At 63.9% G+C, this 23,200-nt stretch carries 26 protein-coding genes; 6 read left to right on the forward strand and 20 right to left on the reverse strand.

Going from position 1 to position 23,200, the window contains the following annotated elements:
* Position 1: 1 nt before the first annotated feature.
* The 17 genes from fliF to LB551_RS11910 form a co-directional block, all read right to left on the reverse strand.
* Positions 2-1,651 (reverse strand): flagellar basal-body MS-ring/collar protein FliF, encoded by a 1,650-nt coding sequence (gene fliF / locus LB551_RS11830; protein ID WP_224659253.1) that lies wholly within the window; start codon positions 1,649-1,651, stop codon positions 2-4.
* Positions 1,652-1,776: 125 nt separating this feature from the next.
* Positions 1,777-2,841 carry a flagellin gene (locus LB551_RS11835; RefSeq protein WP_140549666.1) on the reverse strand — a complete coding sequence of 355 codons (1,065 nt, stop codon included), beginning with the start codon at positions 2,839-2,841 and terminating at the stop codon, positions 1,777-1,779.
* A 264-nt stretch (positions 2,842-3,105) separates the two neighbouring features.
* Positions 3,106-4,104: a flagellin gene (locus LB551_RS11840; RefSeq protein ID WP_140566244.1), complete on the reverse strand. Its 999-nt coding sequence runs from the start codon at positions 4,102-4,104 to the stop codon at positions 3,106-3,108.
* 213 nt (positions 4,105-4,317) lie between these two features.
* Positions 4,318-5,049: a flagellar type III secretion system pore protein FliP gene (gene fliP / locus LB551_RS11845; RefSeq protein WP_140513640.1), complete on the reverse strand. Its 732-nt coding sequence runs from the start codon at positions 5,047-5,049 to the stop codon at positions 4,318-4,320.
* Positions 5,046-5,477, reverse strand: coding sequence for a flagellar basal body-associated FliL family protein (locus LB551_RS11850; RefSeq protein WP_263495820.1), 432 nt, complete (start codon positions 5,475-5,477; stop codon positions 5,046-5,048). The genes fliP and LB551_RS11850 overlap by 4 nt, the downstream gene beginning before the upstream one ends.
* Before the next feature lie 81 nt (positions 5,478-5,558).
* Positions 5,559-6,263: a flagellar basal body L-ring protein FlgH gene (gene flgH / locus LB551_RS11855; RefSeq protein WP_140632564.1), complete on the reverse strand. Its 705-nt coding sequence runs from the start codon at positions 6,261-6,263 to the stop codon at positions 5,559-5,561.
* Complete coding sequence (locus LB551_RS11860) at positions 6,260-6,838, reverse strand: MotE family protein (protein ID WP_411970940.1); 579 nt, start codon at positions 6,836-6,838, stop codon at positions 6,260-6,262. The genes flgH and LB551_RS11860 overlap by 4 nt, the downstream gene beginning before the upstream one ends.
* A gap of 3 nt (positions 6,839-6,841) precedes the next feature.
* Positions 6,842-8,083 carry a flagellar basal body P-ring protein FlgI gene (locus LB551_RS11865; protein ID WP_140549672.1) on the reverse strand — a complete coding sequence of 414 codons (1,242 nt, stop codon included), beginning with the start codon at positions 8,081-8,083 and terminating at the stop codon, positions 6,842-6,844.
* The gene (flgA, locus tag LB551_RS11870) at positions 8,080-8,604 is read right to left on the reverse strand and encodes a flagellar basal body P-ring formation chaperone FlgA (protein ID WP_140549673.1); all 525 of its coding nucleotides are present in this window, start codon (positions 8,602-8,604) and stop codon (positions 8,080-8,082) included. The genes LB551_RS11865 and flgA overlap by 4 nt, the downstream gene beginning before the upstream one ends.
* Before the next feature lie 5 nt (positions 8,605-8,609).
* Entirely contained in the window at positions 8,610-9,398 is a 789-nt protein-coding gene (flgG, locus tag LB551_RS11875; RefSeq protein ID WP_140513636.1) for a flagellar basal-body rod protein FlgG, read from the reverse strand.
* 11 nt (positions 9,399-9,409) lie between these two features.
* The gene (locus tag LB551_RS11880) at positions 9,410-9,733 is read right to left on the reverse strand and encodes a flagellar hook-basal body complex protein FliE (protein WP_181168599.1); all 324 of its coding nucleotides are present in this window, start codon (positions 9,731-9,733) and stop codon (positions 9,410-9,412) included.
* Positions 9,730-10,146, reverse strand: a complete 417-nt coding sequence (flgC, locus tag LB551_RS11885) for a flagellar basal body rod protein FlgC (RefSeq protein ID WP_140496213.1) — start codon at positions 10,144-10,146, stop codon at positions 9,730-9,732. Before flgC ends, LB551_RS11880 begins: the two co-directional genes overlap by 4 nt.
* Positions 10,147-10,148: 2 nt before the next feature.
* The gene (gene flgB / locus LB551_RS11890) at positions 10,149-10,529 is read right to left on the reverse strand and encodes a flagellar basal body rod protein FlgB (protein ID WP_140496212.1); all 381 of its coding nucleotides are present in this window, start codon (positions 10,527-10,529) and stop codon (positions 10,149-10,151) included.
* 86 nt (positions 10,530-10,615) lie between these two features.
* Positions 10,616-11,275, reverse strand: a complete 660-nt coding sequence (locus LB551_RS11895; RefSeq protein ID WP_224659256.1) for a hypothetical protein — start codon at positions 11,273-11,275, stop codon at positions 10,616-10,618.
* The gene (gene fliI / locus LB551_RS11900; RefSeq protein ID WP_224659257.1) at positions 11,256-12,653 is read right to left on the reverse strand and encodes a flagellar protein export ATPase FliI; all 1,398 of its coding nucleotides are present in this window, start codon (positions 12,651-12,653) and stop codon (positions 11,256-11,258) included. The genes LB551_RS11895 and fliI overlap by 20 nt, the downstream gene beginning before the upstream one ends.
* A gap of 1 nt (position 12,654) precedes the next feature.
* Positions 12,655-13,377 carry a flagellar basal-body rod protein FlgF gene (gene flgF / locus LB551_RS11905; RefSeq protein WP_140549676.1) on the reverse strand — a complete coding sequence of 241 codons (723 nt, stop codon included), beginning with the start codon at positions 13,375-13,377 and terminating at the stop codon, positions 12,655-12,657.
* A 2-nt stretch (positions 13,378-13,379) separates the two neighbouring features.
* Positions 13,380-15,191, reverse strand: a complete 1,812-nt coding sequence (locus LB551_RS11910) for a DUF1217 domain-containing protein (protein WP_224659258.1) — start codon at positions 15,189-15,191, stop codon at positions 13,380-13,382.
* A 157-nt stretch (positions 15,192-15,348) separates the two neighbouring features.
* Here LB551_RS11910 and motA point away from each other — a divergent pair, with 157 nt between their 5' ends.
* Genes motA through LB551_RS11940 form a run of 6 tightly spaced genes read left to right on the forward strand, consistent with a single transcriptional unit; the run spans position 15,349 to position 20,188 of the window.
* Positions 15,349-16,224 carry a flagellar motor stator protein MotA gene (gene motA, locus LB551_RS11915; RefSeq protein WP_140496207.1) on the forward strand — a complete coding sequence of 292 codons (876 nt, stop codon included), beginning with the start codon at positions 15,349-15,351 and terminating at the stop codon, positions 16,222-16,224.
* 32 nt (positions 16,225-16,256) lie between these two features.
* Positions 16,257-17,204, forward strand: coding sequence for a FliM/FliN family flagellar motor switch protein (locus tag LB551_RS11920; protein WP_140549678.1), 948 nt, complete (start codon positions 16,257-16,259; stop codon positions 17,202-17,204).
* Positions 17,205-17,221: 17 nt separating this feature from the next.
* A complete protein-coding gene (gene fliN, locus LB551_RS11925; protein WP_140496205.1) occupies positions 17,222-17,608 on the forward strand; it encodes a flagellar motor switch protein FliN in 387 nt (128 codons plus the stop codon).
* 43 nt (positions 17,609-17,651) lie between these two features.
* Positions 17,652-18,665 carry a flagellar motor switch protein FliG gene (locus LB551_RS11930; protein WP_263495789.1) on the forward strand — a complete coding sequence of 338 codons (1,014 nt, stop codon included), beginning with the start codon at positions 17,652-17,654 and terminating at the stop codon, positions 18,663-18,665.
* Positions 18,666-18,674: 9 nt separating this feature from the next.
* The gene (gene flhB / locus LB551_RS11935) at positions 18,675-19,757 is read left to right on the forward strand and encodes a flagellar biosynthesis protein FlhB (protein ID WP_224659259.1); all 1,083 of its coding nucleotides are present in this window, start codon (positions 18,675-18,677) and stop codon (positions 19,755-19,757) included.
* Positions 19,754-20,188: a hypothetical protein gene (locus LB551_RS11940; RefSeq protein WP_224659260.1), complete on the forward strand. Its 435-nt coding sequence runs from the start codon at positions 19,754-19,756 to the stop codon at positions 20,186-20,188. Before flhB ends, LB551_RS11940 begins: the two co-directional genes overlap by 4 nt.
* Here LB551_RS11940 and LB551_RS11945 read toward each other — a convergent pair whose 3' ends face one another.
* The 3 genes from LB551_RS11945 to LB551_RS11955 form a co-directional block, all read right to left on the reverse strand.
* A complete protein-coding gene (locus LB551_RS11945; RefSeq protein ID WP_224623910.1) occupies positions 20,189-20,959 on the reverse strand; it encodes a helix-turn-helix transcriptional regulator in 771 nt (256 codons plus the stop codon).
* On the reverse strand, positions 20,956-21,666 hold the full coding sequence (locus tag LB551_RS11950; RefSeq protein ID WP_140496200.1) for a helix-turn-helix transcriptional regulator: 711 nt from the start codon (positions 21,664-21,666) through the stop codon (positions 20,956-20,958). Before LB551_RS11950 ends, LB551_RS11945 begins: the two co-directional genes overlap by 4 nt.
* A gap of 489 nt (positions 21,667-22,155) precedes the next feature.
* On the reverse strand, positions 22,156-23,187 hold the full coding sequence (locus tag LB551_RS11955) for a histone deacetylase family protein (RefSeq protein ID WP_224659261.1): 1,032 nt from the start codon (positions 23,185-23,187) through the stop codon (positions 22,156-22,158).
* Between the last annotated feature and the right edge of the window lie 13 nt (positions 23,188-23,200).

Raw genomic sequence — 23,200 nt, forward strand, 5'->3', positions numbered from 1 at the left:
GCTACACCGCGACTTCCTGGGCCGCCCATTTGCGCAAGATTTGCGCGGTGCGCTCCTCGTTGAGGTCGACCATGCGGGCAAGCCGCTCCTGCGGCGCGGGCCTGATCTTCTGGCGCAGGTCGTCGAGGGGGGTGGAACCGGCCCGCACGCCCGGCAAGGTGCCGACCGCCGAGCCGGCTTCGGCGGAAGCCGTGGCCTCCGGCGTCGGCAGCGAGCGCTGGACCTCGTCGAAATTGGGACCCGCTATGGCCGGCGTCGCCTTTGCTGTGAGGGCCGCCGCCATCGGGCGCAGGCCGAAGAAGGCCACCAGGAACACCACGACGATGAAGGCGCCGGCATTGATCAGCGTGCCGGCATGCTGGCCGACGGAATCGAGCATTCCGGCCTGCGGGATCGCCTCGCCGTCGAGCCCGTCGATGAACTCGACCGCCGAGACGTCGATGACATCGCCCCGCTTGTCGTCGAAGCCGGTGGCAGAGGTCACCATCTTCTGGATGTCGGCGACGCGCTTGGCGATCTGTTCGGGCGTGGCGTCCTTGCCCAGGATAGCCTTCAGCCGATCCTGGTTGACGACCACGGCGATCGACATCTTGGTGACGCTGTAGCCATTGGAGACGGTGGCGATCTTCTTGGAGTTGATCTCGTAGTTGGTGATCTCTTCCCTGCGGTCGTTCTGCGAGGAGGATTGCGGACCCTCGGTGGCGGTCGTCTGTGTCTCGGGCAGGTTCTGCTCGACGCTGGCCGGCGTCGAGGCCTGCTTCTGGTTGTTGTTCTCGTTGGCGCGCACCGACTGCACCGAACGCTCGACGCGCGACTCCGGATCGAAGATCGTCTCCTCCGTCTGGCGGGTATCGGTGTTGACGTCGGCCTTGACGCTGGCGCGGAAATTGTCCGGGCCGAGATAAGGGGTGAGGGCGCGCCGGATATTGTCGCCGATCTGCGCCTCGACGGTCTGCTCGACGCCGAGCGTGCGGGCGGCACTTGTGTTGGAGGGATCATCTCCCGCCGCCAGCAGATTGCCGTTGGAATCGAGCACCGTCACCTTGTCGGCCGAGAGGCCGGGAACGGCGGCGGCGACGAGATGGCGGATCGACATTGCGCTTTTCTCGGCGTCGATGCCGGCGTAGCGGATGACGACCGACGCGGAGGGCTGCTGTTCGTCGCGGCGGAAATTGGCACGCTCGGACATGACGATGTGGACGCGCGCCGCCTTGACGCCCGCGATCGACTGGATGGTGCGCGATATCTCGCCCTCCAGCGCGCGCACACGCGTGATCTGCTGCATGAAGGAGGTCAGGCCGAGCGAGCCGACATTGTCGAACAGTTCATAGCCGGCATTGGCGCTGGTCGGCAGGCCCTTTTCGGCAAGCAGCATGCGCGCCTGCGCGGTGGTGCCGGCCGGTACCAGCACCGAGGTTCCGTCGGAGCCGACGTCGAAGCCGATGCCGGCCTCGCCCAGCACCAGGCCGATCTGGTTCACGTCGGAGCGGTCGAGCCCGACGTAGAGCGTCTCGTAGGCCGGACGGTTGAGATAGACGGAAGCGACACCGATGACGCTCATCACCAATGCGGCGATGCCCGCCAGCATGGCTAGGCGCTTCACGCCAAACCCGCGGAGATTCGCGATGATGCTCTGGATCTGTTCCGGCACGGTCGACTACTCCCAGCATGACTGTCCGCTGGAACACTAGCCCTCGAAGCTTGTGCGAAAATGAAATCGGGCCGCGCTCGGCGCGCGGCCCGTCAGGCTTCCGGTGAAGGGATCGAGTCGGTGGTTTAGCTCTTGAACAGCGACAGGATCGACTGCGAGGAGCTGTTGGCGATCGACAGCGACTGGATGCCGAGCTGCTGCTGCACCTGGAGCGCCTGGAGGCGGGTCGATTCCTTGTTCATGTCGGCGTCGACGAGCTGGCCGACACCACGGTCGATGGAGTCCATCAGGCTCTGCGTGAAGGTCTTCTGGAGGTCGATCGAGCTCTTGGCCGAACCGAGGATGGTGGCGGAATCGGTCAGCTGGCTCATGACGTTGTCGATCTTGGTGATCATCTGGGTGATGATGTCGTCGGTCACGCCCGCCGCAGTGATGTCGAGATTGTAGGCGGAAATATTGTCGACCTTGGCAACCGCCCCCGCCGCGGTCTGGCCGGCGGTATTGGCTGCGATGTCCGTTGATCCACCGGCGATCGACGCCGCATAGGCGGTGTCATACAGGGTCTGCGCGGCCGCGGTCGAATAGATCGATGTCTTGCGGTCTAGAATGCCCTGGTTCTTGACCTCGGTGGGGAGCCCGGAATCAAAAAGCTTGGTGCTCTCGACATCGATGTCGATCGTACCGAGCTGGACGGCGCCGGACGAGGTGCGGTTGAACGAGGACACGATCTTGGAGTCGGGCTGGACGCCGTCATTGGCGGCCGTCACCTGCTTGGATATCACCGACAGGAAATTCGAACCGGAGAAGGTGGCGGCATCGGCAAAGGACTTCATCTGCGCCTGGAGCGCCGTGATTTCGGTCTGCGTCTTTGCCTTGGCGGCATCCGTCTGGCCGACGGTCGAAAGCAGCTTGGTTTTGATCTTGCCGATCGTGTCCAGCACGTTGTTCATGCCGGTATAGGCGGTGTCGACCTTCGAGGCGCCGAGGCCGAGCGCATCCTGCACGGTCGAGAGCGCCTGGTTGTCGGAGCGCATGGTGGTGGCGATCGACCAGTAGGCGGCGTTGTCGGAGGCCTCGGAGACCCGGTAGCCCGTCGAGACGCGGGCCTGTGTCTGCTCGAGCGACTTGTTGGTGGCGTTGAGGCTTTGAAGTGCAGTCAACGCCGCAGCGTTCGTCATGATGCTCGCCAAGAAACTCGCTCCTTCTCTAAGCCGGCATGCCCACAGGCCTGATCGGCCTGTCCATCGGCTGCGATCGTGCCGGTCGGGCCGATTCGACAACCTGTCGTAAGCTATTGGTTAACCATACTTAGCGCGATATGGTTAACACCCTGTTAAAAGTCAGCTTTCGACAGTTAAGGAACGAGGATTGCGCGGGGCTGGAGCAAACGCAAATCGGGCCGCGCTTTTGGCGCGGCCCGATATCTTGGTGCTGTTCGTGGATGGTGAAGGCGATCAGCCGCGGAAGAGCGACAGGATCGACTGCGACGAACCGTTGGCGATCGACAGCGCCTGGATGCCGAGCTGCTGCTGAACCTGCAGGGCCTGGAGGCGGGTCGATTCCTTGTTCATGTCGGCATCGACGAGCTGGCCGACGCCGCGGTCGATGGAGTCCATCAGGCTCTGCGTGAAGGTCTTCTGCAGGTCGATGGAGCTCTTGGCAGCGCCGAGCGTGGTGGCGGCGTTCGTCATGTCCTTGAGCGCGGCGTCGACGACGTTCATCATCCCCGAGATCTGGTCGTCACTGAAGCCTTTGCCCGTTGCGGAGTCGAAGATCTTCAGGCTGGCGACCGAATAGGTGTCGCCGGCCGCAACGGTAGCACCAGCAGCCGGAGTAGCCGCCGTGGCGGTGACGCTGCCGTCGGTGCCCAGACGCGCGGCGTCGAGGATGCCCTTCGCGGTGCCGGCCGTGGTACCCGCCTCGTAGAGCTTGGTGCTTTCCACGTTGACGTCGATCGTCGAGATCGATACCGCGCCGGAAGCGTCACGGTTGAAGGCCGAAACGATCTTGACGTCCGCCACGGACGTGCCCGTGCCGCTGTCCACGGACAGCATGTTGGTGCCGGAGAAGCTGGCGCCGTCGGCATAGGCCTTCAGCTGCTTCTGAAGGGCGGCGATTTCGGTCTGGGTCTTTTCCTTGTCGGCATCCGTCTGGCCGTAAGAGGCGGTCAGCTTGGTCTTGATCTGGTTGATGGTGTCGATCGCGCTGTTCATGCCGGTATAAGCGGTATCAACCTTCGAGGCGCCGAGGCCGAGCGCGTCCGAAACGGTCGACATCTGCTGGTTGTCGGAACGCATCGTGGTGGCGATCGACCAGTAAGCGGCGTTGTCCGAAGCCTGGGAAACGCGATAGCCCGTCGAGATGCGGGCCTGGGTGGTTTCGAGGTTCTTGTTGGTGGCGTTCAAGCTCTGCAGCGCGGTCAGCGCCGAGGCATTGGTCATGATACTGGCCATGGCTACTCGTACCTTACTTTTTACAGGTGTTTTTTGACATACCGGATTGGCCGGTATGACGGAGCGGCATCATGCCAATGATCTGTCTGAGACCCGATCACCCGCCATCTGCGGGGAATATGGCGGCAAGTCCCTACCAAAGGACTAAACCGGACGGTTAATCGAAAAATATTGTCGAAAAAAACGAGAGAGCGCGGCCGGCGCCGGGCGCGATCAGTTGAAGGAGCGCACCAGGCTGCCGACAAGCAGGTTCCAGCCGTCGATCAGGACGAAGAACAGGATCTTGAACGGCAACGATACCACCGTCGGCGGCAGCATCATCATGCCCATCGCCATGGTGATGGTGGCGACGATCAGGTCGATGACCAGGAACGGCAGGACGATCAGGAAGCCGATCTCGAAGCCGCGCCGGATTTCGGAGATCATGAAGGCGGGCACCAGGATGCGCAGGTCGACGGTTTCCTTCGCAACGGTCTGGCCGCGTTCGCGGGCGAGGTCGGCGAAAAGATCGAAGTCCTTGTCGCGCACATTGTGCAGCATGAAGGTGCGGAAGGGATCGGAAATCTTCTCGAAGGCCTCGGTTTGGCTGATCTGGTTGTCCATCAGCGGCTTGACGCCGGTATTCCAGGCCTGGTCGAAGGTCGGTGCCATGACATAGAAGGTCATGAACAGCGACAGCGAAATGAGGATTAGGTTCGCCGGCGTCGACTGCAGGCCGATGCCGGCTCGCAGGATCGAGAAGGCGATGACGAAACGGGTGAAGCTCGTCACCATGATCAGCAGGCCCGGCGCCACCGACAGCACGGTGAGCAGGCCGAACATCTGGATGATGTAGCCGACGGTGGTGCCGTCGGCCTTGCCGATGCCGCCGAGGTCCAGTTGCTGGGCCGTTGCGATCGATGTGGCGGCGCCGAGCAGCGCCGCGGCAAGAAGAAATTTCTTCATTCGAGCAGCAACGTCCTGATGAGTACCTGCTTGGCATGCCCCTGGCTGCGGATCGAGGCGCGCTCCTCGATATCGGCCTTCAGGTGCTGATAGCCGCTGGCGCCTTCGATCTGGTGCATCTTCAGGGTGCGCACGAAGGCCAGGAGATCCTGATGGATCGCATCCGACATTGCCGGCGGCTGCGGCGCGTCGTAGACCACCGACACTTCCATCCTGATCCAGGTCTCGGCGGGCGAGGCGATATTGGTGGTGATCGGCGCCAGCGCGACGAGTGACGGTCCCGTGCCGGGCTCTACGTCGGCGGGCTTGGGCACCTTGCCCTCGTTTTCCGGCGCGACCGGTACCGATGCCGGTGCCCCCACACCCTTGAGATAACCGCCGGACAACCATCCCATGCCGATGGCGACAGCCGTCACCAGGAGCAGCATGGCGCCCTGGATGGCAAGGGAAGGACCCTTGCGAGACGGAACCTGTTCGACGCTGGCCACGGTGCTGCGGTCTCCAATGCCCTAGAACGGAAGAACCTGGTCGAGGATCTGCTGGCCGTAGGCCGGCTGCTGGACCTCGCTGACGCGGCCGCGGCCGCCATAGGAGATGCGCGCCTCGGCGATGCGTTCATAGGAGATGGTGTTCTCCGCGCCGATATCCGACGGGCGCACCATGCCGGCGATGGTAAGCACCCTGAGCTCATAATTGACACGCACTTCCTGCGAGCCCCTGATCATTAAATTGCCATTGGGCAGAACTTCGGTGACCACGGCGGCGACGTTGAGCTCCAGGTTTTCCGAGCGCTTGATCTCGCCGTCCGCATTGGTTTCGGTGCTGGAGCTCAGGCCGGCGTCGCCCTTGCCGCTCGTGCTCTTGTCTTCCCATCCGAGTGTGACGTCGTAACCCAGCTTGCGCGAGGCGGTGCGGCTCCTGTCGTTCTGGTTCTTGAAGTTGGCCTTGTCGTTGAGCTTGATCCTGACGGTGAGAATGTCGCCTTCGCGCAACGCCCTGGGATCGGTGAACAGCCGGCTCTGGCGATCGTCCCACAGCGAGAATTTCTTGACCGGCGCCGCAGGTGGCTCGGGGTAGCTGTAGGGCGAAGCTCCTTCATTGCCGATGCCGGAACCGACCGGCGACAGTGAAGGCTCCCTGCCGATCTCCTTGAGATTGGTGCCGCAGCCGGACAAAGCTGCGACCGCGCACAGGACAAGCGTTCTGCGGATCATGACGGATCTACCCTTCGGGCTGCGCTGGCCATGATGCCGGTGAGCGTCGCCGCCGCCTTCTGGTCCATTTCGTTGAGGATGACGCCGGCCTTGCGCGAATCGAGCTTCATCAGGATGGCCGCGGCGAGATCGGCATTGACGATGGCCAGGCGCTCGGCCGCCGCGTCGGGCTTCATGCCGGCATAGATCTTGACGACGCTGTCCTCGGCCCGGGCCAGGAACACCTCGCGCCGCTTCAGCCAGGTCTCGTATTCCGCCCGCTTGTCGTCCAGTGCCTTCATGCGTTGGTCGATGCCGGCCTGGAGCTGTTTCAACTCCTCCGCCTGCAAGACGTAGCGGCGGTCGCGGGCGGCGTCGGCTATGTTGGAGCAGAAGCGCTCGATCTCGCTTTGGTCGGGAGCCTTCTCCCGGGCCAAAAGCTGCGGCGCGGGTGCGGGCGGCGCGCCCGGCAGAACCTGGCGGACGGCTTCCTCGGCGTGCACGCCGCTGGAAAAGGCCGTCAGAGCGCAGGCCGCGAACAGGATCGCGGCGGGGCGGCATCCTTGATGGAACGAGGGGGATAAGATCATCGGCATCGCCTATTGGAGAACCAGATCGGCTTGCAGGGCGCCGGCCGACTTGATGCCTTGCAGGATGGCAATGATGCCGTCGGGCTTCACGCCGAGGCGGTTGAGACCGGAAACCAGGGTTTGCAGGTCGGGGCCGTCGAGCACGGCGACGCGCGCGTCGGGCCGGCTGGCGTCGATGGCAGTGAACGGCTCGACGGCGGTTTCGCCCTTGGAGAAGGGTTCGGGCTGCACGACGCGTGGCGCTTCGGTGATGCGCACCGTCAGCGTGCCGTGGCTGATGGCCACGCGCGAGATCTTGACGTCGTTGCCGATCACGATGGTGCCGGTGCGCTCGTCGATGACGACACGGGCCGGCGTATCGGATTCGACCACGAGGTTCTCGATCTCGGCGTAGAAGCGGGCCGCCGAGACGCTTTTCGGCCGCCTGATCTGGACGGTGCGGGAATCGCGCTCGGCCGCCACGCGCATGCCGAAGCGCTGGCTGGTATAGTCGTTGATGGCGTCGGCGATGCGAATGGCGGTCGAGAAATCGGGATTGCGCAACTGCAGCGTCAGTATCGGCTGGTCATCGAACTCGGCCTTCACGGCACGCTCGATGATGGCGCCGTTCGGCACGCGGCCCGCGGTCGGGACGCCTTGCGTCAACTGCTCGGCCTGACCCTGGGCGGTGAAGCCCGAAACGATGACCGCGCCCTGGCCGACGGCATAGATTTCGCCGTCCGCCGCCTTCAGCGGCGTCATGATCAGCGTGCCGCCGGCGAGCGAGGTGGCGTCGCCCATCGAGGAAACGTCGATGTCGATGCGCGCGCCCGACTGCACGTAGGGCGGCATGTTGGCGGTGACGATGACGGCGGCGACGTTCTTGGCACGCGCGCTGCCGCCTTCGGTGGCGATACCGAGATTCTCCAGCATGGCGCGGATCGACTGTTCGGTGAACGGCGAGTTGCGCAAGCTGTCGCCCGATCCGGCGAGGCCGATGACCAGGCCGTAGCCGACGAGCTGGTTGTCGCGTGAACTCTGCAGCTGCGCGATGTCCTTGATGCGCGAGGCGACCTGGCCCGGCGGCAGCGAGCTTGGCCCGGGCGAGACGCGGAACATGCGCGTGGTGGTGGCCGGATCATATTCAGGATCGTCATAGACGCCGCCATTCCTGGCGGCGAGTTCGCGCTTGGCCTTGGGCGTGAGGCCGTCGGCCAAGGCAGGCTGCAGGCCGAGCGCGGCCGCAAGCAGGATAATAAGCGGACGCGTCATGAAGCGCTGACCTGGATGGTTCCGTCAGCCATCACCGTGCCGGAGAGAATCTTGCCGCTGTCGCTGTTGCGAACCTTGATGAGATCGCCGGCCGAGCCTGGCTGCAAGGTCACGGCGGTGGCCGATATCGTCAGTCCGCCGGCGATGAAGAAAACCTGCACGGCAGCGCCTTGCTCGACCAGCCAGGCGTCGCGAATGGCGGCGGCGGGGATGTAGCGGCCGGGCAGCAGCGTGCGCTTGGCGATCTTGCCCTGGAGTTCCTCGGCAAGGGTCGCCACCGCGTCGGGCTTGTGCTTGCCGGGGATGAGGGTCACCTGCTTGAGGGCCGCGAGCTCGATGGTCTCGCCGGGATAAATGACCCGGTTTGGGATCAGCACGACCTCGCCGGCAGGCTGCCTGCTGGCGATCTGCGTTGCCGACCGGTTGGCCGCGTCCTGCGCGAAAGCCGGCATGCCGCCGGTCACCAGCGCAAGGACGAGCGCGGTGCGGCGGAACGCGGAGCAGGAGACCGGACCGGCCATTGTCGTTACCTGATGTTCTTGGAGACGACCGAGGCCATGTCGTCGGCGGCCTGGATGACCTTGGAATTCATCTCATAAGCGCGCTGCGCCGAGATCAGTTCGGTGATTTCCTTGACCGGGTCGACGTTGGAGGCCTCGAGATAGCCTTGCTGGATGGTGGCGAAGCCGGGATCGCCGGGCACGCCGGCATTGGCCGGGCCAGAGGCGGTCGTTTCCTGGAAGAGATTGTCGCCGAGCGGCGCCAGTCCGGCTTCGTTGGCGAAGTTGACGATCTGGAGCTGACCGAGATTCTGCAGGTCGGTCTGGCCGTCAATGCGGGCGAAGACCTGGCCCGTCTTGTTGACGATGACCTCGACGGCGTCGACCGGGACGTTGATCGCTGGAATGACGCTGGCGCCGTCCACCGTCACCAGCTGGCCGGTGGCGTTGGTGTTGAAGGCGCCGGCGCGGGTGTAGAGCGTGCCGCCATCGGCGCCTTCGATCTGGAACCAGCCCCTGCCGGTGAGCGCCATGTCGAAACTGTTGCCGGTGCTGGTCAGTTCGCCCTGGGTGTGGACGTTGCGCACGGCGGTGGTCTTGACGCCGAGGCCGATCGAGACGCCCTCCGGCACCAGCGAAGCGTTGGAGCGGTTGGGCACGCCTTGCGTGCGGTCGACCTGGTAGAGCAGGTCGGAGAATTCGGCCCGCGCCCGCTTGTAGCCAGTGGTGTTGATGTTGGCGATATTGTTGGCGATGACTTCCAGATTGGTCTGCTGGGCGTTCATGCCGGTAGCGGCGATGGCGAGTGCTTTCATGGCCGAACTCCTCAGATGCCCATGCGGCTGACTTCGAGATAGGCCGAAACGACCTTGTCGCGGATGGCGACGGCGGTCTGCAGCGCCTGCTGGGCGCTCATGACGGCATCGACGACCTGGCGGGTGTCGGCGTCGCCCTTGAGCGCCTGGACCGAGACCTGCTCGGCGTTCTGCAGCGTGTTGACGGTCTTTGTGGCCGCCTGGCTCAGCGCCTCGGCGAAGGAGGTGCCGAGGTTGCCTGCGGTCGCGGGCGCAACGCCGCCCTGAAGCAGCTCAGTCGCCGTGTCGCCAAGTCCAGGCTTCAGGTTTAGCGCGCCGATGCCGTTCACGATCATTGGTTCCTCATCAGGTCGATGGTCATTGAAATGAGATCGCGCGCCTGCTTCACGACTTGCAGGTTAGCCTCGTAGGAGCGGTTGGCCTCGGTCATGTCGGCCATTTCGATCAGCACGTTGACGTTGGGCATCTTGACGTAGCCCTTGTCGTCGGCGGCCTCGTTGCCGGGCTGGAATTCCACCGGAAAATCGCTGGGATCGCGGTCGATCGAGTTCACTTCGACCGTTGAGCTGCCAGTGGTCCGGTCGAGCTCGGAGACGAAGCTGATGGTCTTGCGGCGATAGGGGTCGGAGCCGGGGGTGGTGCCGGTCGACTGGGCATTGGCGAGGTTTTCGGAAACCACGCGCAGCCGCTCCGACTGGGCGCCGAGGCCCGAGGCTGCTACTTTGAGGGCTGCTGTGAGCGCGTCCATGGTCAGCTCTTCACCGCCATCATCATCATCGAATGGAATGCCTTGACGATTGCCGTGTTGAGCTCGAAGGAGCGGCGCACCTCACCGGCCTTGAGAAGCTGGTCCTCGAGCACGACGGTGTTCTTGGACGGCATGACGACGCCGTCGTCTTCCTGTGGCTTGATCGCGAAACCGGCATTGGTCGCGGCGCTGCCGAGGTGTCCGGCCTGTGTCGTCTGCAACGACACCGCCGCGCGGTCGAGCACCTTCTCGAACGGCTCGACATCGTTTGCCGTATAGCCCGGCGTGTTGGCGTTGGCGATGTTGCCGGCGACCGCCGACTGACGCACGGCCAGCCATTGCGCTTGCTTGGCGGCTAGATCGAAAAGAGAAACGGGCTCCATGGGAATCTCCGGGCGTGTGCCCAAAGACTAGGCCGCCAGTCTTGCGCGGACCTTGCGGGCGGACGCAACCGGCAAGCGCGGCCAACTTACCTGGAAAGCTCGATCACCTGGTTGGCGCTGGTGACCATCACCCATTTGCCGTTGCGTTGCTCGATCGACGACACCTTGTTGGAATCCGGCAGGACCGAGCCACGCTGGACCATCCACAGACCGGTGTCGTCCTCGATCATGGCGCGGCCATTGGCGACGTGGACCATGCGGAATTTGGTGACGTCGGCCGGAAAGGGCTGGTCATCTGGCGCCGGGGCGGCGCTGGGATCATCCTGCACGGTTCCGGTGGCAAGCAGGTCGATATCGGCATTCGGAACGTCCTTGGCCGTCAGCGGCGCGCTGCGCTCGGCAACCACGCCGCCGCCCTCGCGTCCGGAATTGGTGCCGGTGCCGCCGAACTTGATTGCCTGGACGCCGAACTGTTCCTGATTGAAGAAGATATACCAAGGAAACAGCGCGCAGATCAGGCCGAGCGTGATGCCGAGCGCTGCGATGACGAAATCGCTGCGCCGGTCGGCCTTCTTGCCCAGCCTGGGAAACGCGGTCTTGGGTGGCTGAGGCCATTGCGGCGCCGCGAAGAGCCCGTCGATGGCCGAGTTGCGGCTGGCTTCGATCTCTTCTTCGGCTTTCGCCTCCGCGATCATTTCGCGCAGGATACGCTCGGTATGCTGGAGCTCAGTCCCCTGGTTCGGCATTCTGCTTTCCCTTGAGATGGCGGGCGAGATCGGAGAACGGATCAGCGGACGGGCGGTCCTTCGGCGATTGCATCAGCGCCTCGTAGATCAGGGGTACCTGGCGCACCGCCATATCGAGTTCGGCGTCGGCGCCGCCCTGGTAGGCGCCGAGCAGGCGGATGTCGCGCGTGTCCTCGAAGCGGGAGATCATCGACTTCAACCGCGTCACCAGCGCGCGCTGCTCGACGCTCCAGGCCTTGCCGGCCAGGCGTGATATGGACGACAGCGGATTGACCGGCGGATAGCGGCCCTGCTCGGCGATCGCGCGGTCGAGTACGACATGGCCGTCAAGGATGCCGCGCACGGAATCAGCCACCGGATCGTTGTGGTCGTCGCCGTCGACCAGCACGGAAATGATCGCGGTGATCGATCCTTTCCCTTCCACTCCCGGCCCGGCGCGTTCGAGCAGCTTCGGCAGCTCGGTGAAAACCGAAGCGGGATAGCCGCGCGCGACCGGCGGCTCACCCGTTCCCGTCGCTACTTCGCGCAGGGCGTGGGCAAAGCGGGTGATCGAATCCAGCACCAGAAGCACGCGGTGGCCCTGGTCGCGAAAATGTTCGGCGACGCGCATCGCAGTGTCCGGCGCGCGCCGGCGCATCATGGCGCTCTCGTCGCTGGTGGCGACGACGGCCACGGTCTTGGCCATGCTGTCGCCGATCGTGTCCTCGAGGAATTCGCGGACCTCGCGGCCTCGTTCGCCGATCAGTGCCACGACGACGGTGTCGAAAGCGTCTGCGCCGGCGAGCATGGCCAGCAGCGTCGACTTGCCGACACCGGAACCGGCAAAGACGCCCATGCGCTGGCCGAAACAGAGCGGCGTGAAAATGTCGATGACCTTGACCCCGGTCATGAAGGCGGTGCCGACGCGCTGGCGCGCCATGGCGCCGGGCGTGGCGGCCCCGGACATGCCGTCGCCCCTGATCAATGGCGGGCCACCGTCGATCGCCCGGGTGAGCGCGTCGATCGTGCGGCCGCGCCACGAGGCATGCGGCGCCACAGCGAGCGGACCGCGACGGAAAACGGCGTCGCCTATGCCGGCATCGGCACTGCGTTCGAAGGGGGCCACGACAATCTCGTCGCGGCTGATCTTGACGATCTCGCCGCGGCGCGTGCCGGCATGGCCGCGCTGTTCGACAAGATCGCCCAGCCTGGCGAAATCCGAAAGGCCGCGCACCTTGTAATGCGTCGATGTGACTTCGGTGACGAGGCCGCCGCGTTTGAGCAGTCCTTCGGCATCGCTGAAGCGCCGCCATATCCGCTCCAGCGCGGCAAGCCGGTCTTCCGGCGTTGGCTGGGGCAGTCTTTCGGGTGCGCGCAGGGTTGGCTGGTCGAGCGACATGCTACTTCGAGCCGAGCGTCTTGATCGCCTCGTCGGTGGAGGAATCAGTCTGCCGCATCAGGGCGGCGGTGTTCTCGAAAGCGCGCTGGACCATGATCAGCCGCGTCATCTCCAGCACCGGATTAACGTTGGATTCCTCGACAAAGCCCTGGGCGACGCCGATATCGGCGCGATCGGTCACCGGCTCGGGCGTGCGCGCCGGCACTATGCCGGAATTGCCGTAGCGCACGAAATTTTCGCCCGGATCGAAATTGTACAGGCCAATGGAGCCTACCAGCTGATCGTTCTGGCGCAACGAGCCGTCGGCACCGGCCTTGGGGGGGCCGTTGCGGGGGTCGAGCTGGATCGGCGCGCCGCCGGCGTCGAGCACGGGATGTCCCTCGACCGACATCAGCTCGCCATTCTCGTTCATCGAGAAGCGGCCATCGCGGGTCATGACGGTGCCGACCGGCGTCTCGATGGCGAACCAGGCGTCGCCCTGTATGGCGAAATCGAACGGATTGCCGGTCTCGGTCAGGGAGCCATGGGCGCCGGAAAGGTAGGTCTTGCCCGAGGAGGCGAAGGACACGGATTTCGGCCCGCTGCCGGACACCACGTCCTCGAACTTCACCCCGGTGGCGCGAAAGCCGACGGTCGAGGCATTGGCGACATTGTCGGCGATCGTGTCGAGCCGGCGCTCGAGCGCGATCTGCGAGGAAAGGGCGACGTAGAGACTGTCCCGCATGGTCAGAACTTCAACTTCTGCATGGCCATCATCAGGTCGGTGGAGATCCCCGCCGTGACCGGTTTGGCGAAGAGCACGCTGATCGACGACACGGCTGACGAGGTTGGGTGGTTGATCTCGTACATGGAGGTGAAGCGGGTCAGGAACTTACCGAGCTTTTCGGGGTCGGAGAAATCAGAAATGTCGAGCTTCTGCTCGAACAGCTGCGCCTGCTTGTCGACGTCGGCGGTGGCGAAGGAATCGGGCAGGCCGAGCACGGTGCGCACCACGCTGGCAAGAGCGGTGTCGGCGAGCACATCGTACCAGCTGGTGATATCAGGCGCCTTGCGCTGGAAATAGAGCGCTAGCCGTACGCCCTCGTTGGTTTGGCCGGCATCCTCCTCCAGCGTCTGGCGCATGTATTTGTCCACGGTCGGCTGCTGTGCCGGATTGGTCGTGGTGGCCGCTTCGCCGTATTGTTCGAAGTTGAAGGCGGAGGCGAGCCCGGCATAGGCTTTGTTGGTCATCTTGTTGGCGACGCTGTCGGGGTCGCGGACGCCACCGGCCAGGACGCTGCGGATGAGATCCTTGCTCTCGGTCGCCGGATCGAGCGCGTAGGCCGAGAGGGCATAATTGTACAGGCGGCTGTTGGCCATCAGATCGTCGATGGATTTCACGTTCGTGATGTTGGCCAGGTAATATGCGGTCTCCGACTTGATGTAGTCCGCATTCGGCTTGATCAGGCCAAGCGCCGACCCTGTCGTGTAGATTTTCGGCGTATCTTTCAGCACTGCGTCGCGCGTGGTTGTCTGATCGCCATATTGGGCAAAATCGAAGGCCGTGACGAAGTTGGCGTATCGTTTATCGGTCAGCTTGTTTGCAGGGCTATTGGGATCGCTCACGCCGCCCTCGAGCATGGCGCGGATCTGCTGCGGGGTTTCGGTTGACGCATCCAGTCCATATGACGCCATGGCGAATGTAAGCAGGCGCTTGTCCGCCATGAGGTCGTCAATCGACTTCACCTTGGAAATGTTTGCCGCGTAGTAATCGGCCTCGCCCTTGACGTACTGCGCGCTCGGCTTGACCAACGTCAGCCCGGCTCCGGCCATGTAGCCCTTAGGCACCGCCTGCTGGACGCTGTCGCGCGTGGTCGTCTGATCGCCATACTGGACGAAGTCGAACGCCGAGACGAAGTTGGCGTAACTCTTGTCGGTCAGCTTGTTGGCGGGACTGTTGGGATCGCTGACGCCACCTTCGAGCATCGCCCTTACCGTTGCGGCCGGTTCGGTTTCGGCGTCGAGCCCGAATGCGGCCATCGCGTATGTCAGCAGGCGGCTGTCGCCCATCAGGTCGTCGATCGACTTAACCTTGGAGATGTTGGTGACATAGTAGGCGGTTTCGCTCTGATAGTAAGAGAAGCCCGCCTGCGAGGCGCCGATCTGTACTTGCAGCGCATAGTTGCCGGTCACCAGCTGCTGCGCCTTGTTGTAGACGGTGGTATTGGCGCCGTTGGCTGCGAAGTTGAAGGCGCTGACAAATTCGGCGTAGCGCTTGTCGGTCAGCTTGTTGGCGAAACTGTTCGGGTCGGAAACGCCTTCCTTGAGCGCCTTGATCATGAACGCCTTGGCGTAAGCCATGTCCTCCAGGCCATAGGCCTTCATGGCATATTTGAACAAACGGTCATTGTTGACGAAATCGTCGATCGATTTCACCTTGGTGATGTTGTCCAGATAATATTTGGTGTCGCGATCGACCGTCGGCTGCTTTTCGATGCGGTCGATCGACTTGTCGATGTCCCTGGTGATCATCTGGTAGCTGGTATAGGTACTGAGCAAGGACGCGCCTCCGGCCGAAGCTATGCCAGCACAATAAACTCACTTCCTTGCGCGAAACTGAATCGCGCCGATCGGCTCGATGCCGCTCCGATTCAAGCCTCACACAAGGCACGGGGACTATCCCTTGCAGCTGACTTGAAATGCGGAAGGACCTCTCGTGGGCATTCTGATTGGACTGGTGGTGACGCTCGGCTGCGTCCTTGGCGGCTTCATGGCCATGGGCGGGCATCTGCATGTGCTGATGCAGCCCTGGGAAGCGGTGGTCATCTGCGGCGCCGCACTCGGCACCTTCCTCGTCGCCAATCCGATGAAAACGGTCAAGGACACCGGCAGGGGCATCCTCGAAGCCTTCAAGCAGGCCGTGCCGAAGGAGCAGGATTATCTGGAAACGCTCGGCGTACTGCATAGCCTGATGCGTGAACTGCGTTCGAAGTCGCGCAGCGAGGTCGAGGCGCATATCGACAATCCCGAGGAATCGGCGATCTTCCAGGCATTCCCCACCGTGCTGAAGAACCACGACCTGACGCATTTCATCTGCGACTATTGCCGCATCATCATCATCGGCAACGCCCGTTCTCACGAGATCGAGGCGCTGATGGATGAGGAAATCCAGACCATCAAGTCCGACAAGATGAAAGCCTACCACGCGCTAGTGGCGGTCGGCGACGGCCTGCCGGCGCTCGGGATCGTCGCCGCCGTGCTCGGCGTGGTCAAGGCGATGGGCGCGCTCGACCAGTCGCCGGAAATCCTTGGCGGCCTGATCGGCGCCGCCCTCGTCGGCACCTTCCTCGGCATCTTCCTGTCTTACGCGGTGGTCGGGCCCGTCGCCACCAAGATCAAGACGGTGCGCGAGAAGAAGAACCGCCTCTACATCATCGTCAAGCAGACGTTGCTCGCCTACATGAACGGCGCCCTGCCGCAGGTGGCGATCGAGTTCGGCCGCAAGACCATATCGTCCTATGAGCGGCCGACCATCGACGCCGTCGAGCAGAGCACGATGAACACCGGCTCCGCCGAGAAAAGGGCCGCCTGAGCGATGCGCGACAGATCGGTGCCGACATTGTCATGACCAGTCCCGGCAGTCCCTCACAAGCGCGCTCGCTGATCATCGAGCGCCTGGTCGGCGACAGCGGCGAGGCCGCCCAGGTCATCGGCACCGGCCGGGGCATGGCAGAGCGCGCTGCGCCGCTGCTGCAGAAGAGCTTGACCAGTGAGCTTGGAGTTCCGGTCACCGTCGATCTCAGGGGCGTCGAGGTCAGCCGCGTCGCGGAGGCCCGCTCCCGTGCCGGCGATACGTTTGCCATGACCATCGTTGCGTCAGCAACGTCCTCCGATGCCATGACCCTGGTGATCGATGCGCCGGCGATCGCGGTCACGCTTTGCACGCTGTTCGGCGGTGACCCGGAGATGCCGGCATCTCCGATAGAGCGTGATCTGTCGCAGATCGAGGTCGATGTTTCGACCATGGTGTTCCAGCAGGTCGCGCAGGCACTGAACGGATCGGGACGACGATCGCTCGACCTGCGCCTGCCGGTGCCGCGGGCGATGTCGGGCACCGAAGCCAAACGGCACGTGTTGCGCGATGGCGCTGCAATCCGCATCGTCTTCGGCATCTCGACGCCGGCCGACAGCGGCACCGTTACGGTGACAATGCCGCAGCGTGTCGTGCTGGCCAGCCGGGACAGCGCTGCCGCCGGCGGCGAGAACGATCAGGGCGCCAGCTGGCGCGCGCGCTTTTCGGAAGAAGTGATGCGCTCCACGGTGGCGCTCGAGGCGACCATGCCGCTGGCCCGACTGACGCTCGGCGATCTTGCCGATTTCGAAATTGGCCAGATCATCGAATTCGAGGAAACGGCGCAGTCGCAAGCGCGTCTCGGCGCGCGCGGCCAGACGCTGTTCGTATGCGAGTTCGGCAAGCTGGGACAGAATTACACCGTCCGGATCAAGCATCCCTATGATGCCGGACAGGATTTTATCGACGGGCTCATGCCGGCTGGTGCCGGGCACGCCTGAGCTTTTGGAGACGATGCATGGCCAAGACCAAGGCAGAAGCCGAAATCGACCAGCCGGACGAGCAGCTCGACCGCGCCATCGAGGAATTGCGCGGGGTTCTGCATGAAGAGGAACAGCGCCCCGATATCGCGTTCAAGGCCGCGTCCGCGGCCAATTCAAGCGTCATCATGAACATCCCAGTCGACGTCCAGATCATTCTCGGCAGCACGGAGATGCCGGTTTCCGACCTGATGGCGCTGCAGAAGGGCTCAACGGTGGCGCTCAATCGCCGCATCGGCGAACCGGTCGACGTGGTGGTCAACGGCCGCAGAATAGCGCGCGGCGAGATTACCGTGCTCGAAAGCGACCCGTCGCGCTTCGGCATCAGGCTGACCGAAATCATCGCCGGCACGAAGGGCGCGTGAAGATGCGTCGCGGGTCTTGCGGGCGGCAGCGGGAGCGAAAGGCATGACAACGTCCCTTTCCCTGACGCGTCCGCAGAAGGCGGCCGCCATACTGGTGGCGATGGGCAAGCCGTCGGCCAGCCGCCTCTTGAAATTCTTCAAGCAGGAGGAATTGAAGGCGCTGATCGAGGGCGCCCGGCTGCTCAGGACCATTCCGCAAGGCGATCTCGAGCGCATCGTCGCCGAGTTCGAAGCGGAGTTCACCGAAGGCGCGGGACTGCTCGATTCCGCCGACAGGATGGACACCATCCTCAACGAATCGCTCTCGCCCGAGGAGATGAGCGCGATCATGGGCGACAAGAAATTCGAGGTTGCGCCGGAAGGTCCGCCGCCGATCTGGCCCGAGCTCGAGAAGCTCGAGCCGGTGCGCCTTGGTACTTTCCTGGCCGGTGAACATCCGCAGACTGCGGCCATGGTGCTGTCGAAGCTGGCGCCGCAGGCGGCGGCGAGCGTGCTGTTGACGTTGAGCAAGCCGACGCGCGGCGAGATCATCAAGCGCATGGTGACGATGGCCAATGTTCCCGACGCCGCCAGCAGGATCGTCGAAAACCGGCTGCGCACCAGCGTGCTGGCGGAAACCGCGACCAAGGATACATCGGCCGGACAGGCGCGCGTCGCCAGCGTTCTCAACGAATTGGACAAGCCGCTGCTCGAGGAGGTCATGCAGGATCTCGAGGCCGCCGGCACGCCCGATCTCGACGGCGTCCGGGCTCGGCTGTTCTCCTTCGACGATTTGCCGCTGCTTACCCAGAAAGCGCGCGTGCTTCTATTCGACGGGCTGTCGACCGAACTGGTCACGCTGGCGCTGCGCGGCACTTCGGCGATCCTTGCCGAAGCGGCGCTGTCGGCGATCGGCGCGCGCTCGCGGCGCATGATCGAAGCCGAACTCGGAGAAGGATCCGAAGGGGTTCCCCTCGCCGACATCATGGCGGCGCGCAAGACGATCGTGACGACGACAATCCGGCTGGCGCGCGAAGGCGCGTTCGAGCTTCCCGCGACCCAGAACGCCGCCGCCTAAGGCCGGATCATGGCAGAGGCGGTCGACAAGGATTCCAAAACCGAAGAAGCGACGGAAAAGAAGATCCGCGACACCATCGAACAGGGCAAGCTGCCCCATTCGAGGGAGACCGCGCTCCTGGCCTCCTTCGTCGCCATATTGGTGTTCACCGTCTTCTACGCCAAGGATGCCATTGTCGATCTCGGCATGTTCCTGTCGATGTTCCTGGAGAAGCCGGAAGCCTGGCCGATGGACACCGAGACCGACGTCATCGCGCTCTACAAGATCGTCATGCTGGAGGTGGGCCGTGCCATCCTCAGCCTGCTGGTGCTCCTGACCATCGCCGGCGTCGGCGCCTCGGTGTTCCAGAACATGCCGCAATTCGTCGGCGAACGCATCAGGCCGCAGCTGTCGCGCATCTCGATCGTCAAGGGCTGGAACAGGCTGTTCGGAGTGCAGGGCTGGGTCGAGTTCCTGAAGGCGCTCGGCAAGGTCGGCTTCGCCATTGTCGTGCTCGCCTTCACCCTGTCCGAGGATCACCACAAGCTGCTCGCCGGCATGATCACCAATCCCGTTGCCTTCGGCCTCGTCATCCGCGGCATCGCCGTCGACATATTGGTGGCGATCGTCTTCGTCATGGGGCTGATCGCGGCGATCGACATCGTCTGGTCGCGCTTCCACTGGAAACAGGACCTGCGCATGAGCAAGCAGGAGGTCAAGGACGAGTTCAAGCAGTCCGAGGGCGACCCGATCGTGAAGTCGCGGCTGCGCTCGCTGGCGCGCGACCGCGCTCGCAAACGGATGATGACGGCGGTGCCGCGCGCGACGCTGATCATCGCCAACCCGACGCATTTCTCGATCGCGCTGAAATATGTGCGCGACGAGGATTCGGCACCGCTGGTGCTGGCCAAGGGGCAGGATCTGGTGGCGCTCAAGATCCGCGAAATCGCGCGCGAGCACAACATCCCGATCTTCGAGGACGTGGCGCTCGCCCGCTCCATGTACAAGCAAGTTTCGGTCGATAGTGTGATCCCGTCGCAATTCTACCAGGCCGTCGCCGAACTGGTGCGGATCGTCTACTCGAAAAAGGCTGGGCGCAGACAGATTTCATGAACCGCCAACCGCACGCCAACTCCCGCGAGATCATCGTCGCCAGCGCCATCGAGCAAGTCGTGGCGGAGCTCAGGCTGATCGATGTCGCCGACTATATCGCCTTCATCCGGCTGGAGCATTTCGCCTGCCTGTCGGATCTGGTCGATTCGGCGGCGGAGCTGTTCTTCAAGCCGGGCACGCTGAGGCTCGGCCATGGCGGCGAGGCCCATGTCGACTGGAGCGGCAGCCCGCACATCGTGCTCGATCTCGAGCTCCGGCCGCCGGGCGTCACGGTCTATTTCCAGCTGACGCTGAGCGAAAAAGGCGCCTCGGTCGCCGTCAACTACGTGTCGTTCGAAAAGCCCGGCGAGGACCCCGAGCACAACACGGCGCTGCTCGAGGCGGTGGTCGAACAGGCGCGGATCCGCAAGGTCGAGCCGCTGGCGTTCTAACTATTCGATCAGGCCGAGCCGCAGCGCCTTGGCGACCGCCTGGTTGCGGTTGACGGCATTGAGCTTCTGCGTCGACTGGGTGAGATACTGGTTGGCGGTATGCACCGACAGTTTCAGGAGCCGCGCGATCTCCTCGCTGGTGTTGCCGTTGGCGGTCAGTTTCAGGCATTCGAGCTCGCGCTTGGAGATCGCGCGCGTCTTGCCGACATCGCCCGGACGCATGCGGGCGACGGCGGCGAACAGCGAAAAGCAACGGGCGTGGATTTCATAGAGCGCGTCCTGCGGCAGGGCGATCTCCGAGCCCAGGAAGACGACGAGGCCGCACTGGCCGCGGTCGGCGTGGACGGGAAAGGCGATGCCGCTGCTGCCGGGCGCCAGCGGCGCCATCTGCTCGGTCCAGGCAAGGCCGCCGAACATCTCGCTCATGGTCGCCACACCGTCATCCGTCCACCAGCGCGGTTCGGTCGAGATCCTGCTATGGCGCACGATCTCCTCGCCATTAGCGCCCGAAATGAACTTGGTCGCCACCGATATGCCGGGATAGTCGGAATCGAAGCACGGCACCAGCCGCGCCCGCTCGAGCGACGGGCTGACGAAGAACAGGCCGAAGGCCGAGGCATTGATGTCGACGGCGATCCAACGGCAGCGCCGCACAGCATCGGGAATGGTCACGGCGTGATGCGTTTCGGAGCCGAGCGAGAAGGCGCCGAACGGACTGCGCTGGTCGTTGAAAAGGGCCTCGGCGGCCTGCTTGACGTCGGCCTGTTTCAAATGATGCCGCTCCTGATCGCCGTGGCGATGGCCATCGCGCGGTTGCTGGCCGCGAATTTCTGAATGGCGTGGGTGATGTAGCTGTTGACGGTGTTGGAGGACACGCCAAGGATGACGGCAACCTCGTCCGTGGTCTTGCCTTCCGAGACCCAGAACAGGCATTCGCGCTCGCGGTCCGACAGCGGATCCTGCATGGCGGCGGCGGCGATCAGTTGCGGAATATGCGAGAGCGCGTAGCAGCACTTCAACTGCGCCTTCATCAGCGCTGGCTGGTCGATCCGGCCGGCGGCTGCCGCCGAGAACAGCGCGAACAGGCGTTGGCGGCCGACATTCAGCCTGAGCGAATAGATCTCGGCATGGCCGAGCACGTCGAGCAGACGTGCCTCTTCGCCGGAGACCAGCCCCTCGGCCTGTGGTGCCTGCGCCGACACCAGCGGCCTTGGACGCATGCCCGGCGCAACGGTGAGCGCGCCCTGGGCGAGGCCAGCGATCAGCCGCTTGCCGATCAGTTCGATGGCGTCGAAAATCCAGTTGGACGAGACGATGCGCGCGTCATTGCGGTCCTGATCGTGGACGATGGCGACCAGCATATAGCTGTCGGCACCGATCTCGGCGGTCAACTCCATGAAAAAGCTGGTGAGATCGCCGCGCGACGTCAGGCGCGAGCCCAATGTGTCGGATTGAAGAAGCGCGGCGGGACTGCTCATTTGCTGTTTTTGGCCGGAATCGATGCTGATGTCCGGATGCTGGAGAGCCAGCCGCCGAACCTGAAAACGCGTTACATTTACGAGACACACACAAGCGCGGGGTCGCGCCCGATCAGACGGAATCCATTCAGGGAACGCGAAGCCGTCCGCGTCTGGCGCCAGAAAATTCCGGCACTTGAGACTTTGGGTGGTCGCCGCGCCCCCCGAGGACCGGCTGATTCGGATCTAATCTACCCGTAGATGAATCTGACATCAAACGCGATTTGACAAAATCGAATCGAGTCGACTCAAGTCGCGACTCAGGCGCCGATTTTCGCGCGTTTCGGTGCGTGAAAATGTTCGAGCCGTGCAAGCCGGCCATCTCTGCCGGGGCCGTTTCGGTCGCGCCTGCCAAGGGCCGGAAGATGTCGCTGGAGGATGCCAAAGAGCGGCTGACGCCGCCCTTTTTCGTGGTTTTCCTGAGAGCTGCCGCGCTTCGGGCAGCCTGTTCTACCGGTCCTCGAAGCCGGTCAGCACGCCGACGGCGTTGATGCCGATTTCCTCGACGGCGTAGCCGCCTTCCATGACGAACAGCGTCGGCAGGCCGAGCCTGGCGATGCGGCGGCCGATCTTGGGATAGTCCGACGACTTCAGCTTGAACTGGCTGATCGGATCCTTCTCGAACGTGTCGACGCCGAGCGAGACGATGACGATGTCTGGCGCGTAGGCGGCGAGCCTGGCGCAGGCGTCTTCCAGCGAGGCGCTCCACGCGTGCCACCCGGTGCCGAACGGCATCGGGTAATTGATGTTGAAACCTTCGCCCGCGCCCGCGCCGCGCTCGTCGGCATGGCCGAGGAAGAACGGATATTCGACCATCGGGTCGCCGTGCAGGTTGAGGACCTGCACGTCGGCGCGGTCGTAGAAGATCTCCTGTGTGCCGTTGCCGTGATGATAGTCGACATCGAGGATCGAGATGCGGCTGGCCCCCTGGTCGCGGAACCATTGCGCGGCAACGGCCGCGTTGTTGATGTAGCAATAGCCGCCCATGAAGCCGGCTCCGGCATGGTGGCCCGGCGGACGGCAGAGCGCGAAGGCCGACCTTTCGCCGGCCTTGACCAGGCCGGCTGCCGTCAGCGCGACGTCGTAGGACGATTTGATCGCGGCCCATGTGCCCTCGACGAAGGTGGCGCCGCCGTCGAAGGAATAATAGCCGAGCAGGGCGTCGACGCGCTTGGGCGGCACGTCGCCGCGCAGGCCGCGCGTCGGCCAGGTGAAGGGCATGGCTGTGCCTGTGTGGCCCTCGGCGATCCATTGCGGCCAGACCGTCGGCAGGAAATCGACATAGTCGGCCCTGTGGATGCGCTTGGCGGCGGCAAGATCATGCTCGGCCGGCGCGATGATCGGCCCGAGATTCTCGCTCTCGACCCGCGCCTTGATGAATTCGGCTCGCGAGGGCTTTTCGAACCCCGGCACGATCGCCGATGTGACCAGTTCCATCTGGCCGGCATGGCCGGCATGAAGCGGCGAATAGACAGTCTTCATGAAATTCCTCTCG

It is taken from the genome of Mesorhizobium sp. BR1-1-2 (assembly GCF_020165435.1).
Taxonomy (GTDB): Bacteria; Pseudomonadota; Alphaproteobacteria; order Rhizobiales; family Rhizobiaceae; genus Mesorhizobium.

Excerpts from the sequence above, each read along its gene's own strand:
- LB551_RS11840 (WP_140566244.1), bottom strand. The coding sequence starts at position 4,104 with ATGGCCAGTATCATGACCAATGCCTCGGCGCTGACCGCGCTGCAGAGC.
- fliP (WP_140513640.1), bottom strand. The coding sequence starts at position 5,049 with ATGAAGAAATTTCTTCTTGCCGCGGCGCTGCTCGGCGCCGCCACATCG.
- LB551_RS11850 (WP_263495820.1), bottom strand. The coding sequence starts at position 5,477 with ATGCTGCTCCTGGTGACGGCTGTCGCCATCGGCATGGGATGGTTGTCC.
- flgH (WP_140632564.1), bottom strand. The coding sequence starts at position 6,263 with ATGATCCGCAGAACGCTTGTCCTGTGCGCGGTCGCAGCTTTGTCCGGC.
- LB551_RS11860 (WP_411970940.1), bottom strand. The coding sequence starts at position 6,838 with ATGCCGATGATCTTATCCCCCTCGTTCCATCAAGGATGCCGCCCCGCC.
- LB551_RS11865 (WP_140549672.1), bottom strand. The coding sequence starts at position 8,083 with ATGACGCGTCCGCTTATTATCCTGCTTGCGGCCGCGCTCGGCCTGCAG.
- flgA (WP_140549673.1), bottom strand. The coding sequence starts at position 8,604 with ATGGCCGGTCCGGTCTCCTGCTCCGCGTTCCGCCGCACCGCGCTCGTC.
- flgG (WP_140513636.1), bottom strand. The coding sequence starts at position 9,398 with ATGAAAGCACTCGCCATCGCCGCTACCGGCATGAACGCCCAGCAGACC.
- LB551_RS11880 (WP_181168599.1), bottom strand. The coding sequence starts at position 9,733 with ATGATCGTGAACGGCATCGGCGCGCTAAACCTGAAGCCTGGACTTGGC.
- flgC (WP_140496213.1), bottom strand. The coding sequence starts at position 10,146 with ATGGACGCGCTCACAGCAGCCCTCAAAGTAGCAGCCTCGGGCCTCGGC.
- flgB (WP_140496212.1), bottom strand. The coding sequence starts at position 10,529 with ATGGAGCCCGTTTCTCTTTTCGATCTAGCCGCCAAGCAAGCGCAATGG.
- LB551_RS11895 (WP_224659256.1), bottom strand. The coding sequence starts at position 11,275 with ATGCCGAACCAGGGGACTGAGCTCCAGCATACCGAGCGTATCCTGCGC.
- fliI (WP_224659257.1), bottom strand. The coding sequence starts at position 12,653 with ATGTCGCTCGACCAGCCAACCCTGCGCGCACCCGAAAGACTGCCCCAG.
- flgF (WP_140549676.1), bottom strand. The coding sequence starts at position 13,377 with ATGCGGGACAGTCTCTACGTCGCCCTTTCCTCGCAGATCGCGCTCGAG.
- LB551_RS11920 (WP_140549678.1), top strand. The coding sequence starts at position 16,257 with ATGACCAGTCCCGGCAGTCCCTCACAAGCGCGCTCGCTGATCATCGAG.
- fliN (WP_140496205.1), top strand. The coding sequence starts at position 17,222 with ATGGCCAAGACCAAGGCAGAAGCCGAAATCGACCAGCCGGACGAGCAG.
- LB551_RS11930 (WP_263495789.1), top strand. The coding sequence starts at position 17,652 with ATGACAACGTCCCTTTCCCTGACGCGTCCGCAGAAGGCGGCCGCCATA.
- flhB (WP_224659259.1), top strand. The coding sequence starts at position 18,675 with ATGGCAGAGGCGGTCGACAAGGATTCCAAAACCGAAGAAGCGACGGAA.
- LB551_RS11940 (WP_224659260.1), top strand. The coding sequence starts at position 19,754 with ATGAACCGCCAACCGCACGCCAACTCCCGCGAGATCATCGTCGCCAGC.
- LB551_RS11950 (WP_140496200.1), bottom strand. The coding sequence starts at position 21,666 with ATGAGCAGTCCCGCCGCGCTTCTTCAATCCGACACATTGGGCTCGCGC.
- LB551_RS11955 (WP_224659261.1), bottom strand. The coding sequence starts at position 23,187 with ATGAAGACTGTCTATTCGCCGCTTCATGCCGGCCATGCCGGCCAGATG.